This is a genomic window from Thalassolituus marinus, from assembly GCF_020320395.1.
GTDB classification, from domain to species: domain Bacteria; phylum Pseudomonadota; class Gammaproteobacteria; order Pseudomonadales; family Oceanobacteraceae; genus Venatoribacter; species Venatoribacter marinus.
This window is the reverse complement of record NZ_JAEDAH010000035.1, coordinates 1-14,107: the sequence shown is the minus strand read 5'-3', so window position 1 is coordinate 14,107 and position 14,107 is coordinate 1. Positions and strand designations below refer to the sequence as shown.

General features: G+C 53.9%; 11 protein-coding genes. 9 read left to right on the top strand and 2 right to left on the bottom strand.

The annotated features are described in order from the left end of the window. The first annotated feature begins 396 nt into the window (after positions 1–396). The 9 genes from I9W95_RS07080 (at position 397) to I9W95_RS07040 (ending at position 10,569) form a co-directional block, all read left to right on the top strand. Positions 397–1,842, top strand: a complete 1,446-nt coding sequence (locus I9W95_RS07080; RefSeq protein ID WP_225673300.1) for an efflux transporter outer membrane subunit — start codon at positions 397–399, stop codon at positions 1,840–1,842. After that, positions 1,839–3,164, top strand: coding sequence for an efflux RND transporter periplasmic adaptor subunit (locus I9W95_RS07075; protein WP_225673299.1), 1,326 nt, complete (start codon positions 1,839–1,841; stop codon positions 3,162–3,164). Before I9W95_RS07080 ends, I9W95_RS07075 begins: the two co-directional genes overlap by 4 nt. After that, positions 3,164–3,892 carry an ABC transporter ATP-binding protein gene (locus I9W95_RS07070; RefSeq protein ID WP_225673296.1) on the top strand — a complete coding sequence of 243 codons (729 nt, stop codon included), beginning with the start codon at positions 3,164–3,166 and terminating at the stop codon, positions 3,890–3,892. The genes I9W95_RS07075 and I9W95_RS07070 overlap by 1 nt, the downstream gene beginning before the upstream one ends. Next, entirely contained in the window at positions 3,882–5,090 is a 1,209-nt protein-coding gene (locus I9W95_RS07065; RefSeq protein WP_225673294.1) for an ABC transporter permease, read from the top strand. Before I9W95_RS07070 ends, I9W95_RS07065 begins: the two co-directional genes overlap by 11 nt. 111 nt (positions 5,091–5,201) lie before the next feature. After that, complete coding sequence (locus tag I9W95_RS07060; protein ID WP_225673292.1) at positions 5,202–5,663, top strand: methyltransferase family protein; 462 nt, start codon at positions 5,202–5,204, stop codon at positions 5,661–5,663. A 456-nt stretch (positions 5,664–6,119) separates the two neighbouring features. Further along, entirely contained in the window at positions 6,120–7,151 is a 1,032-nt protein-coding gene (locus tag I9W95_RS07055; protein ID WP_225673290.1) for a phospholipase C/P1 nuclease family protein, read from the top strand. Positions 7,152–7,523: 372 nt separating this feature from the next. Next, positions 7,524–8,555, top strand: a complete 1,032-nt coding sequence (locus I9W95_RS07050) for a phospholipase C/P1 nuclease family protein (RefSeq protein ID WP_225673287.1) — start codon at positions 7,524–7,526, stop codon at positions 8,553–8,555. 46 nt (positions 8,556–8,601) lie between these two features. Beyond that, positions 8,602–9,942, top strand: a complete 1,341-nt coding sequence (locus I9W95_RS07045) for a peptidylprolyl isomerase (RefSeq protein WP_225673285.1) — start codon at positions 8,602–8,604, stop codon at positions 9,940–9,942. 6 nt (positions 9,943–9,948) lie between these two features. After that, entirely contained in the window at positions 9,949–10,569 is a 621-nt protein-coding gene (locus tag I9W95_RS07040; protein WP_225673283.1) for a hypothetical protein, read from the top strand. A 3-nt stretch (positions 10,570–10,572) separates the two neighbouring features. Here the strand turns inward: I9W95_RS07040 and I9W95_RS07035 are convergent, their stop codons facing one another. Continuing rightward, positions 10,573–11,946 (bottom strand): nucleobase:cation symporter-2 family protein, encoded by a 1,374-nt coding sequence (locus tag I9W95_RS07035; RefSeq protein WP_225673281.1) that lies wholly within the window; start codon positions 11,944–11,946, stop codon positions 10,573–10,575. 202 nt (positions 11,947–12,148) lie between these two features. After that, entirely contained in the window at positions 12,149–13,762 is a 1,614-nt protein-coding gene (locus tag I9W95_RS07030; RefSeq protein WP_225673279.1) for a methyl-accepting chemotaxis protein, read from the bottom strand. Between the last annotated feature and the right edge of the window lie 345 nt (positions 13,763–14,107).

Here is a 14,107-nt window from a genome sequence, read left to right as displayed (position 1 = left end):
TTGGGTTTTGGCGAATGCAAACTTAACCGATTTTACTGCCGTTCTCATTTTTCACGCTTAAATGCGATGAACCTTTTTTTATGGGTGCTTCTCCGCTCGCTTCAATACACAAAGCCTGCAGCACAATCTTCTGCTCAAACATCTCTCTGGCTGACATAGCCTTGATGGCGAAGGGTGGTCACTGCTCACCAGTCAGTCGCAATTCCTGCTCAGTTTTGTTCGTTCAACACGACGAGTGTCAGCTTAGTGTCAGCATTTGACGCTTCCCGGCAATTCTTTACGCGTTAGTGCTGGTGAGATTTCTCATATCATGAGATCTTAGTGATAATTAATATCATTTGAGAATGCTGTGCTCTTCAGACAGTATTCCGTGTTGTCGCCGGAGTCTCTCCCCCTATGTTTTCTGTTCCTCATGTCCGCAGCCTGCCGGTGCTGCTGGCGGTGCTGTTATTGCCAGCCTGCGCCAGCGTTCGTCCGGATGCGGCAGCGTCTATGGCTACTGTCAGCGGTGACTGGCAGGCGCCGCTGCCGGCGGGTGTCAGCGCCGATAATGCCACCGCCAGTGATCTTGCTGCCTGGTGGCAGCAACTGAATGAGCCGTTACTGAATCAGCTGATTGAGCTGACGCTGGCCAATAACACGGATATGGCCAGTGCTGTACTGAGTCATCGCCTGGCACTGTTGCAGCTTGGGGTCGCCGATGCGGATTATCTGCCGTCGCTGCGTGCAGGCACCGGCGTCAGCCGCTCCGGTAGCAGTGACAGCATGAATAACTCAGCCAATGCCAGTCTCAGTGCTTCGTGGGAAATAGATCTGTGGGGCAGCATGAACTCACAGCAGCTGGCAGCCAGTGCCAGCGTCGATCAGGCGGCCGCACAACTGCGTGATGCCCGTGTGAGTCTGGTGGCACAGACTGCCACAGCCTACACCAGCCTGCGCCTGGCGCAGCAGAATGTGCAGGTGGCGCAGGCTGCCATCGAATTACGTCAGCACAGTTATGAGCTTGCACGAAGCACCTGGCAGGCCGGGCTGGGCACCGAGCTGGCACTGATGCAGGCGCGTACCTTACTGGAGCAAAGCCGGGCCAGTCTGCCGCAGTATCAGCAGGCGGCCAGTGCGGCAATTAATCAGTTGCGGGTACTGGCCGGTGGCGAGCTCGACAGCGTTCTGCCGCAACTGCAGAGTACCGCGTCATTACCGGCGTTACCGCAGCAACTGGTGCTGACTTTACCCGCCGAAACCCTGCGTCAGCGTCCGGATGTTAAGGCCAGCGAATACGCGCTGGTGGTTCAGGGCGAGGCCGTAGTGCAGGCGCATAATCGTCGCTTCCCGGTGTTATCCCTGAGTGGCAGTCTGAGTAACAGCGGCGATAACCTCAGTGACGTTTTTAGTGTCGATGGTCTGGTGCGTTCGATAGCAGCCACTGTGTCGTACAGCTTATTTGATAGTGGTGTGCTGAAAACCAATGAGCGTACTCAGCAACTGAAATTTGAGCAGGCGTTGCTCAGCTATCGCAGCAGCTTACTCAACGCTCAGCAGGAAGTGGAAGACGCACTGGCCGCACTGGTCGCGACGCAACAGCAGCAGGTGGCTTATCAACAGGCAGAGGCCGCAGCCGAACTGGCTGGCGAACTGGCGCAGCTGCAGTACGAAGCCGGTCTGCTTGGCTTTGATGATTTGCTCGACGCACAGTCCGACCTGCTGTCGGCACGCAATAACCGCGTACAGAACGACGGTGCCTTATTAAACGACTGGATTCAGCTTTACCGCGCTGCCGGTGGCGGCTGGCAAGCCACTCCTTCTGAGCTAACTGATAACCAATTTCCGGGTACTTCTTCATGAATCACGATCAACAACAAAAAGCCGAACAGCTCGGACTGGTCAGTGCACCAAAAAAACGTTCTGCCATCTGGCTGCTGACGGTAACGCTGGCGGTGGTGGCCATTGGTGCTGGCAGCTGGGCGTTGCTGCCCGGTGATGAAGGGAATAATCAGGTATTTAAAACCGATAAAGTCAGCCGCGGTAATCTGGCGGTAACGGTTACCGCCACCGGCAGTGTCGAACCGAAAGACGAAGTGGAAGTCAGTTCTGAATTATCCGGCATTATGGCAGAGGTACTGGTCGACTATAACGACCACGTCAGTAAAGGTCAGGCGCTAGCGCGTCTGGATACCACCACGCTGAACGCCACCGTGGTGGAAAAGAAAAGTACGCTGAAATCTGCCAGTGCCAGTGTGGCGCAGGCGAAAGCAGTGCTGGAAGAAGCGCAGCTGGATTATCAGCACTATCAGAAAGTGTGGGAATTAAGTGGTGGCAAACATCCGTCGCAGCAAACGCTGGATTCCGCCCGTATTGCGGTGACCAAAGCGGAGGCCTCTGTGCTGGTGGCAGAGGCATCGGTAGAAAAAGCCCAGGCCGACCTCGAAAGTGCAGAAAACGATCTGGTGAAAGCGACTCTGGTGTCGCCGATTGATGGCATTGTTCTGAGCAAGGATGTCGAACCGGGGCAAACCATTGCCTCATCCTATTCCGCACCGACACTGTTCTTGCTGGCCCGCGACCTGAAAGATATGGAGCTGCATGTCGATATTGATGAAGCCGATATCGCTTTGATTAAAACCGGGCAGAAAGCCAGCTTTACCGTTGATGCCTGGAGTAAACGGAAATTTCACGCAGAAATTATTCAGATTCGTCTGGCCAGCACCGACAGCAGCACCAGCTCCGGCGTGGTGTCTTATGAAACCATTCTGAAAGTGAACAACAACGATCTGGCATTGCTGCCGTCGATGACAGCTGTGACCGATATCGCAGTTAAATCCGCTGAAAATGTGCTGACCATCGCCAGTGCGGCTCTGCGCTATAAACCGGAAGTGGCGGCTGGTGACAATGACGCCGGTGAGCGTGCGGGAAAACCGGGTGGCATATTCAGCAGCCTGATGCCGGGGCCTCGTCGCCAGAGTCGTAAGAAAACAGCGGGTGAAGAAAACAGCGTCAACGATGCTTTGCAGCAGCGCCAGGCAACCATCTGGGTATTGCGTAACAATCAGCCGCAGCCGGTGGATGTGGTTACCGGTATCAGTGATGGTTTACGTACTGAAATTATTTCCGGTGACTTACAGGAAGGCGATGAAATTATTATTGATGCGGTAAAGGTTAACGCCTGATGAACCGTGCTGATACGTTAATTCGCTTTGACGGCGTAACCAAATCCTATGGCTCTGGCAGCGCGCAGTTCCAGGCATTGAAGGGCGTCGATTTTGAGGTGGCCGAGGGGGAATTTGTGTCGCTGATGGGCCCCAGTGGTTCGGGTAAATCGACAGTGATGAATATTCTCGGTTGCCTCGATGTGCTGACCAGCGGCGAATATTTTTTTCGCGGTGTACCGGTATCGCAGCTCGATCGTAATCAGCGGGCATTATTGCGCCGTAATCATATTGGTTTTGTGTTCCAGGGCTTTAATCTGCTGGCGCGCACGTCGGCAATGGAAAACGTCGAACTGCCGCTGGTGTATCGCGGTCTGGGGCGCAGGGAACGCAATCGTTTATCCATGGCGGCACTGGCAAAAGTCGGGCTGGAAAAATGGGCACACCATCATCCGTCGGAATTATCCGGTGGCCAGCAACAGCGGGTCGCAATTGCCCGGGCGCTGGTAACCACTCCATCGATCCTGCTGGCTGACGAACCGACCGGTAATCTCGACAGTGAACGCAGTGAAGAAATTATGCAATTAATGTCGCAATTAAATCGTGAGCAGAACCTGACCATTCTGATGGTGACTCACGAGCCGGAAATGGCGGAATATTCGCAGCGCATTATTCATTTTGTCGATGGTCTGGTTGACCCGGCACGTTCACGTCAGACTGGCAGTGCAGGAGCACAGTATGCTGATTAATGCATTAAAGCTGGCATTGCAGCAGATCCGCCGCAATGTCATGCGCTCTTTTCTGACCACCCTCGGCATTATTATCGGTGTGGCAGCCGTTATTACTATGGTGGCTCTGGGGAATGGCGCCACGGCACAGGTAACCGCGCAGGTGTCCAGTCTGGGCACTAACCTGATGATGGTGAATCGTGGTCAGGGCTTCGGGCCGCGTCGCGACCGCGTATCCGCGCCAGCGTTTGAGCTGGCGGATGTGACCGCCATTGCCAATGAAATCGCTGGTATAAAAGCCATCGCCCCGGTGAGCAGTGGTTCGGTGACGCTGATTAATGGCAACACCAGCTGGAGCTCCACCGTGCGTGGTAGCGACAACCAGTATTTACTGGCAGGGAACTGGACGCTGGCCGAAGGACGCAATTTCAGCGACGACGAATTAGCCGATGGCAGTTCTATGTGTATTGTCGGCCAGACGGTGGTGAAAGAACTGTTCTCCGGCGAATCGCCGCTTAATCAGAAAATGCGCATTGCCGGCAACAACTGCGTGGTGATTGGCGTGCTGAAAGGCAAGGGCCAGACCAGCTTTGGTCAGGATCAGGATGATATCGTGATCGTACCTATGATGAATTACCAGCGTCGCCTGGCTGGTAGTCGGGACGTGCATCAGATTTATATTTCGCTGGAAGATGGCGTTGATACTGATCATGTGGAGCAGCGTCTGACCACGCTGCTGCGTTTACGTCGTAATGTCGCCGCCAGTGAAAGCGATAACTTCAACATTTTTAACACAACCGAACTGGCAGAAACCCTGACCAGTACCACTCAGACCATGACAGGCCTGCTTGGCGCAGTGGCGGGCGTCAGCCTGCTGGTGGGTGGTATCGGCATTATGAACATCATGCTGGTGTCGGTGACGGAACGAACCCGTGAAATTGGTATTCGTCTGGCCATTGGGGCACTGGAACATGAAGTATTGCTGCAGTTTCTGGTGGAAGCCGTGGTGCTGTCGTCGCTGGGTGGACTGATTGGTATTCTGTTGGCTCTGGGACTGTCGTGGAGCCTGGCGTTGCTGATGTCGATGCCGTTTATCTTTGATGTCAGCATCAGCGTTGCGGCCTTTGTGTTTTCGGCAGCAGTCGGTGTGATCTTCGGCTACGTGCCGGCAAGACGAGCGGCGCAACTGAACCCGATTGAAGCCTTACGTCACGAATAAGGGCGCAAGGCACGAGCAGGGCGCTGCGGGCTAAGTACAAAGGCTATGCGTCGGTCTGCGCAAACAGTGTTATGGTCAGTCGTTATGCACAATGGCGGAGAGTATAGGGCTATGGCATTTCTAGAACACAAGGTACCGCCGCCACTGGTGGCGCTGATCTGTGCTTTGCTGATGTGGCAACTGTCGTCGCTGGGATGGCAATGGCAGTCAGCGGACGCAGTGCGTTACGGACTGGTGGCCGTATTGGTCACTTGTGCTGTTGTCTGCGACATGGGTGGACTGACTGCCTTCCTGCGCCGTCGCACGACCATCAATCCACTCAATATTCGTAAAGCATCCACTCTGGTGACCAGTGGCGTGTATCAGGTAACCCGCAATCCTATGTATCTGGGGCTGGCGCTGTTGCTCTGCGCCTGGTGGCTGTGGCTGCAGTCGATCAGTGCGGCGGCTGGCGTGATCGCCTTTGTGGTGTACATCACCCGCTTTCAGATTGTGCCGGAAGAGCGTGTTTTGCTGGAGTTGTTTGGCGAGGAATACAGCGACTACTGCCGACAGGTGCGGCGTTGGTTATAGGTATTCAGTCTCTGCGCTTCCCTGCGCAGCGGAGTAAAAAGACCGGGTACAGCGCACTGTACCCGGGGGGAAGAGAGTGGTTCTCTGAGACTATGCCCCGTAGCGTTACTTAACAATCATGCCTGAGTACCAGATCTTTGTTGCTGGCCCGGAATGTCAGGTGGCTTTAGTGAGAAAAATGATTATTACTGTCACCGAAAAAGACGGGCTGCTCACCGTTCGGGACACTACGAAAATATCCTGTTAAGAATCAGGCCAACTCACATCAGGCCCCTTGCTGGCCTGTCTTAACTCTCTTTAATCTTCCGTCTGCCGGCTTCCGGGCTGGTGTCTTTGATAATAAAAAACATCAGAGTGTGTGGGGTTTTCTGTCATCGCGTTGTGACAGAACTTACATCGGTCTGTCATTGCCAGCGGGCAGTGTGGATACACTCTCACCGACGGAAGGAAAACAGTATGAAATACTCTCTGGCGATTTCTGCCGCAGCGGCGCTGACGTTGTCCGCTGCTCAGTCTCACGCATTCACCCAGCCTACCCATAAGCGTATCGTGACCGACGCCATTGCTTATATGGCGGCACATCCGGATACCACCGAATACAACAAACTGGCTGCTGCAGCACAGGCGGCCGGTTATAGCATGACCCAGTTTGCTGAAGTACTGGGTCAGGGCGCGTACGACGTTGATGATTTTGCCGACACCTACATCTGTGGTGCGGTTACCGGTGACTGTGTGGAAGCACCGGTCTGGGGTGCAGGTGCATCCATTGTTAAGTACACCTCATACTGGCACTTCCAGAACCACACACGTGGTGGCGATGCGCACGGCAATGATCTGGGCGGCTACAACTATGACCTGCTGACCGTATGGGGCGCTGTGGATAATCTGGCAGCCACCTGGCTGGTGGGTGATCACCTGGATGATGGCAAAGGCGGCATGACTGGCTGGTGTTTCTTCTGGTCCTGTTCTGAAGACTCTGAGTACAACACCTACGGCATCACCGAAGCCAACTACCGTCAGGGCAGCTCTTCTTCTAAAGGCATGTACAAAGATTTCGAGAAAATGCCGTTCCAGCCGATCGATAACCTGGGGCAGCACTGGTACAACGAGTTCTGGAAGCAACCAACCGCACAGACACTGGGCTTCGTGCTGCACACTACCGACCTGCTGCAACCACACCATACCTGGACCACGTCTGACCTGAACCACTCCGGTTGGGAAGGCTGGGTGGAAGATAATTATTCGGCACTGGGTCTGAACAACGACGCGCTGGTATCCACTGCGCTGAACAGTTTCACTCCGGTTGATCCGCAGTCACGCGACATTCGTCCGCTGCTGACTCAGGGCGGTGCAATTTCTTATTCTCAGGGTGGCGTGGTTCTGAGCAGCACGGCTTCTTCTGATCGCGAGCAGGTTGCGCGTATTGTGATCCCGCATGCTATTGCCATGACAGTACATGTACTGAATCACGCTGCTAACCGTTTCTGATGGTTTTAAAGCCGGCCTGCGCGGGTCGGCTTTCTTTTTATTTTTTAAAAAGATCTGTGATCTTTATTTTTAAAGAAATATAAAAGCCCGGTGGCTGGTGATAAATACCTTAATTTACCGGGCGAAAAAAGACGTACGATTCACCGTGTGAGACATAATAAAAATAATCTGACGAAAATCAGGCCAATCAAAGAAACAGCATTGATGGTCTGCAATTGTGCTCATTAATCTGCTGCCGTCCGCATGGCCGGACAGGAAATAAAACAATAATCAGAGTGTTCCATCCCGTCACTGAACTGTGACATTCGCGACACCACTTTGTCATTCTGACCCGGTAGTGTGCGGCACTCTACGAGCAGGAAATATCCTATTATGAAAAACACAATTGCTATCTCAGCGGCGGCGGTACTGGCGTTGGCGACAGCTCAGTCTCACGCTTTCAGCCAGCCGACTCACAAGCGCATAGTGACCGACGCGATTGCTTATATGGCGGCACATCCGGATACCACCGAATACAACAAGCTGGCTGCAGCGGCGCAGGCATCTGGTTACAGCATGGCTCAGTTTGCTGAAGTACTGGGTCAGGGTGCCTACGATGTCGACGACTTCGCCGATACCTTTATCTGTGGTGCCGTAACCGGTGACTGTGTAGAAGCGCCCGTTTGGGGGGCAGGTTCTTCCATCGCCAAGTACACCTCGTACTGGCATTTCCAGAATCATACCCGTGGCAGTGATGTGCATGGCAATGATCTGGGCGGATATAACTACGACCTGCTGACCGTCTGGGGCGAAGTGGACAATATGGCGGCGACCTGGATGACCGGTGACCATCTGGATGATGGTCAAGGTGGTATGACTGGCTGGTGCTACTGGTGGAGCTGCAGCGAGGATTCGGAATACAACACTTACGGTATTACCGAAGCGAATTACCGTCAGGGCAGTTCCTCTTCCAAGAGCATGTACGAAGATTTCGAAACCATGCCGTTCCAGCCGATCGATAACCTGGGGCAGCACTGGTACAACGAGTTCTGGAAGCAGCCAACCGCGCAGACTCTGGGCTTCGTGCTGCACACCACAGACCTGTTGCAACCGCATCACACCTGGACCACCTCGGACCTGAACCACTCCGGCTGGGAAAGCTGGGTTGAAGATAACTATTCAGCTCTGAGTCTGAATGACGACTCGCTGGTGGCAGCGGCGCTGAACAGCTTTACACCGGTTGATCCACAGTCACAGGATATTCGTCCACTGCTGACACAGGGTGGTTCCATTTCGTATTCTCAGGGTGGTGTTGTACTGAGCAGTACCGCGTCCTCTGACAGAGAGCAGGTGGCTCGCATTGTTATTCCGCATGCAATTGCTATGACGGTTCATGTACTGAATCACGCGGCTAACCGTTTCTGATGTTGATTTTCCGGCCTTCGGGCCGGAAATGTTCCGGAGTTTTATTATGATTCGCTCAAGCCTGTTTCTGGGTCTGGTTCTGGCATTTACACAACCGGCGGCAGCCGATATCCGTTACACCCTGAGCGGTGAAAACGACATTGCTCAGGTTGGTGAGTTAAGCGTGAGCCGCCCACTGCTGGATATTCTGCTGACGCAGCAGAAAAAAGCAGCTGCGCACAGTGGCAAGCCAGCAACCCTGCAGATGATTCTGCAGCAGGTAATCGACGATGCTCTGATGGCTGAGCATGCTCGTAAAACGATGTCGGAAGAGCAGTTGTTGCCAGCCGTGCGCGTTGAATTTCCATGGGATGTCGTGCATCAGCGCGGCCTGGTCTCTCTGTTGCGCAATCATTACGATCAACAGATTCTGGCGGCGGTTGCAGCGTTACCCGGTGGCAGTTTTGCCTCGCTGGTGGAATGGAACCCGCAATTGAATGAAGCCTTGCTGAAAGAGAAGTTTGCATTGCAGCCGGGCCTGAATATCGCCTACACCGAAGAGCAACTGGAGCTGGCAAAAAATACCCCGGTTCTGACACTGACGCTGGATGGTAAACGTCAGGATATTTCTCTGTTTGATATTTATCGCCGCCAGAATGTACAGGGGCGTTTGTCACTGCTCAGCGCCGATCTGGCGTTCCTGAAGGATCAGACCCGCCAGTACGTGGGTAGCCTGTATGTACTGCACTGGTCAGAGCGAACTCTGGGCGAAAAAGACTTCGCCACCCTGAATCAGATTATTACCAATAAACAACAGCACCAGCAGCTGTTGCGTCATCTGGGTATGAACGCCGATATTCATGATGATAATCCGGCGCTGCGTGCCAAAGCGGCGACCATTACCGACGAGCAGTTGCAGCAGGCGTACACCGAGCACAAAGAAGATTTTCGCGTGGTGGAAAAAGCCCGGGTGCGACATATCCGCCTCAATGACCAGCAACAGGCCGACAAAGTGGTGGAAGAAATCCGCCAGGGTTTACCGTTTGATAAAGCGGTCGAGCGTTATTCGGTCGCGGCAGATAAAGCCAGCGGTGGTGAACTGGGCTGGTTGAATCGTGCGGATGAGAAGCGCAGCTGGCTGCACAGTATTGCTTTTATTCAGCCGCAGGGTGTTGTGTCACCGGCTTTCCGTTCGCCGCAGAATGAAGGCGATATTGTGTTTGAAATTCTGTGGGTCGATGAGCGTGTAGAAGGTTATCTGCCATTGTCGGATAAAGGCGTGCGTTATGAGCTGGCTCATACCATGGCAATGGAGCAGATCATGCATTCGGTGGCCGATCTGCAGCAGCAACTGCGTAAGGACTCGGATATCTATCTGAATCAGCGTTTGCAGGCGAATCGGAGCTAATACCGCATGAAGTGGTTTTACAGTCTGGCGGCGCTGCTGTTTGCGGCACTGACACTGCTGGTATTTAACCAGTCTGCGGATGTGGTGGTGATCGCCGATGAGGTGCTGACTACTCAGTCGTCGTCCGCGCCTGTAACAAAAACCAGCGCCCCTGCGGCTAAGATAAAGCAACAGGATCAGGATGACAGTGCAGAGCTGCCAGAGCTCAGTGATGATGATATGGAAGCCTGGTTACCACGTCTGAACTCAGACGCCATTGCCTCTATGGCGCAGGCTCGTACCCAGGGCGATGCCCGCACGCCACCGATCATCCGCTCGGCTCCCAGGCAGATGCCAACTGCGGCTGAGCTTGCAGATGAAGAGTTGTATCAGAAATACGAACAGCGCCAGGAAAAGCGTTTGTTCCGTGCTTATGTAGAAGCCAGTGCGGCTAAAATCGCGGTGATTGAATCCTTCATTGATCAGGCAGAAGCCGGTGGTATCAGTGAAGAGGAGATCGCGTTCGCAAAGCAGAAAATTGAAGGTATTCGCGCCCAGAGTGAGCAGTTGCTGCGGGATAATCCGGACTTAATGGCGGATGAATTTCAGTCGCCGGATAACTGGTTACCGGCGACTGATAATCAGTGAGGCTCAGGCCTCGCTGTTTTCACTGCTTTTCAGCAAGGTTACCTGACCCGGCATAACCACATTCAGAATCAGAGCTGCCAGACCACTCATGGTAATGGCAGAGCCAAACACGTTCTGCACCATCTTCGGCATTTCTTTCAGCAGATCCGGCACAGCCGCCACACCCAGACCGAGACCAAAGGACACGGCCATAATCAGCATACTGCGACGATCCAGTTCAACGGTGGCCAGAATGCGGATACCAGCCGCGGCAACGGTACCGAACATCACCAGCGTGGCACCACCCAGTACCGGCTTAGGTAATTGCTGGAAAATACCGCCGATTACCGGGAACAGGCCGAGAATAACCAGGAAGGCTGCAACGTAAAAAGCAACGTAACGGCTGGCGATGCCCGTCAGCTGGATAACGCCGTTGTTCTGGCTGAACGTTGTGTTCGGGAACGTGTTGAATACGGCAGCGATCATTGAGTTTACACCGTCGCCGAATACACCACCTTTGATACGCTCGCGATACAGATCACCGGTGATCGGTTCTTTTGACACCATAGACGTTGCTGTCAGGTCGCCGGACGATTCAATGGCGGTAATCAGATAAATCAGCGCAACCGGAATAAAGGCTTCGATATCGAATGAAAAGCCGTATTTAAACGGAACCGGCAGAGCGAACCAGTCCAGTTTGGACAGACCAGAGAAATCCACTTTGCCCATCATCATCGCGGCAATGAAACCCACTGCCAGACCGAAGAAGATCGCGCCGGAGCGGATAAAGGCATTTTTATTCTGGTTCAGAATAATGATCAGCAGCAGCACTGAGCCACCGAGGGCCAGGTTGACGCCGCTACCAAAATCAGGGGCTTTAAAACCGCCACCCAGATCGGTAATACCCACTTTAATCAGATTCAGACCAATGGCAGTAATGACAATGCCGGTAACCAGCGGGTTGATGAACACTTTCAGTTTATGCAGGAACTGACTGAGGAAAATCTCGATAAAGGCACCGAGGAAACACACGCCAAAGATCAGTGACAGAATTTCTTCCGGACCACCACCTTTACCCTTGGCAATAAAGCCGGCAGCAAGAATCGAGCTCAGAAACGCAAAACTGGTGCCTTGCAGCGAAACTAAGCCGGAGCCGATCGGTCCGATTTTTTTCGCCTGAATAAAGGTACCAACGCCGGATACGATCAGCGCCATGCTGATCAGGTAAGGCACTTCAGTGCCAAGACCCAGCACGCCACCAATAATCAGGGTCGGGGTGATAATACCAACAACGCTGGCCAGCAGATGCTGTAGCGCCGCCAGAATGGCAGCCGGTGCTGGTGGCTTTTCATTCAGGCCGTAAAGCAGGTCAGGGTTGCCCGCTGTTTGCTCAGACATAATGTACTCCGGAAATAGGTCGCTGCCTGATCGGGCAGGCAGCGGGTAAAGCAGGATTGCTGTTCCGGCTAAAGCAAAAAGCTGACCAACTGGTTAGAAAAGTGGGAAGGCGCATAAAACAGCGCCTGATATGACTAAGGCATTGTGCTTAATGTGGGAATACGCACCACTTAGGGGCGCATCACGTCTGGCGCGACCCAAATCAGGCTACACGGAACTGTGTGACCTGGCGCCCTTGCCCGGCGGCCATTTGCGCCAGCTGCTGGCTGAAGTGTTCGGTTTCTGCAGCTTTCTCTTCCGTCAGGCGCGATTGTGATGCGACTTCATCCGAGCGCACCTGAATACGCTGGCTGATATCCAGCTGCTCACCGGTCAGTTGCTGTACCTGTTCGCTGTTGCGTTGCAGGCTTTCAACCGCCTGACGTATGTCTTTCAGTGCCTTGCTGGCTTCGCCTGCACTGGCCACCATACTCTCACTGAGATTACTGACATCTTCAAGGCTGGCAGAGGTTTCCTTTGCCCCTTGCTGAATATTCTCGACCAGCTGATGAATCTCGCGTGTTGATTCGGCGGTACGTTGCGCCAGCGTACGCACTTCATCAGCCACAACCGCAAAACCACGTCCGTGCTCGCCAGCGCGAGCGGCTTCAATAGCTGCATTCAGTGCCAGCAGATTGGTTTGCTCGGCGATATTGCTGATCACATCCAGGACGGTACCTATGTTGCCCGAGTGGGTCAGCAGCGCGCTGGCACAGGCGGCGGAGTGCGCCACCCGTTCTGATGAGCGGTGAATAGCACCCACCACAGAGGCCACCGTCTGATCACCATGGCCGACCAGTGCATAGGCCGATTCAGTTTCTGTTGAGGCGCGGGCAGAGGCATCGCGTACTTCTATGGCCGCGGCAAAGACGCGGGCAATTTGCTGGTTGTTGTCTTCCATGCTTTTCACCTGCTGATAGGCGACTGTACCGGTAGCCTGTGCCAGTTCCCGCAGTTGCGCCGAGGTGCTGTTCACCTGCTCGCCCGTCTGGCGCATGGTGGCGAAGCTACCGCTGATGGCCTCCATCATGGCATTGAAAGCGCGTGCCAGTTCGCCCAGCTCATCATTTGAGTTGAGATTGACGCGTAATGTGAGATCACGTTTGTGTTCGATTTCGACTACCTGGTTACGGATCAGCCGCACAGGTGTCAGGATGCGCTGATAACCAAGAAAGCCCAGTACTGCCATAGCAATAATAACCGTGATGGCCAGCAGGGCGATGCTGTTAATGGTTTGTGCCGTATCACTCATGGCTTTTTCCCGGCCTTGTGCAGCCAGCAGGGTCTGCACCTGTACCAGCCGGTCGGTAAGTTCCAGCATCGGCGTCAGCGCCGGGTACATGTCCATATCGATAAAACCGCCCATGCTGTAAGACGATTGTTCCTGCACGTACTGCAGCAGCGTATCGATAACGGTCAGGGCTTTTTCCGCGGCATCGGCACTCTGTTGCAGTTCGCTGCGCTCTTCTTCAGACAGTGGCAGTGCCAGATACGCTTGCCAGTTTTGCAGGATCACAGTGCGAGCCTGACTCAGGCGTTCCCCGGCCTCATTCCAAAGCAGCATCTGTGCACGACTCTGATGAGCGACATCGACCACGCTGTTCGCGTACTGACGCTGGATGCCGGTCAGCAACCACACGGGTTGCATGCGCTCGTCAAAGAGATTAGTGGCATGGCTGACCACGCTCGGCATTTGTTGCCACACGGACAGAAAGATAATGCTGGCCAGCACGGCAGGCAGAACGGCCATAAGAATAAGACGGTGTCGGATACGCATACTGCTGAGTACTCTTGAGAAAATTATTCATGAACGCTTCAAGATTAGAAGCTCATGGCTCAGCTTTTAGGGGTGAAATATGAACTTTTTATGACGGTTGGGGCGGTTGCTACAAAAGGCTACAAGCAGCGCTACGACGGGTAACAGATAGACGAATCTGACAGGTATCCGGCGCCGGCTACGGGGTTTAGATGCTCAGCAATCTGACACTGGCCCGAACGAAACAATGAGGATGTAGTGCATAAAAAAGGAGCCGAGGCTCCACTGCTGTCCCACAAATTTTTATTTGAACTTTTGTGAGATATTCCAGGCCCCTTGTCCTCATAGAGGGGCCTTCCGAAACGT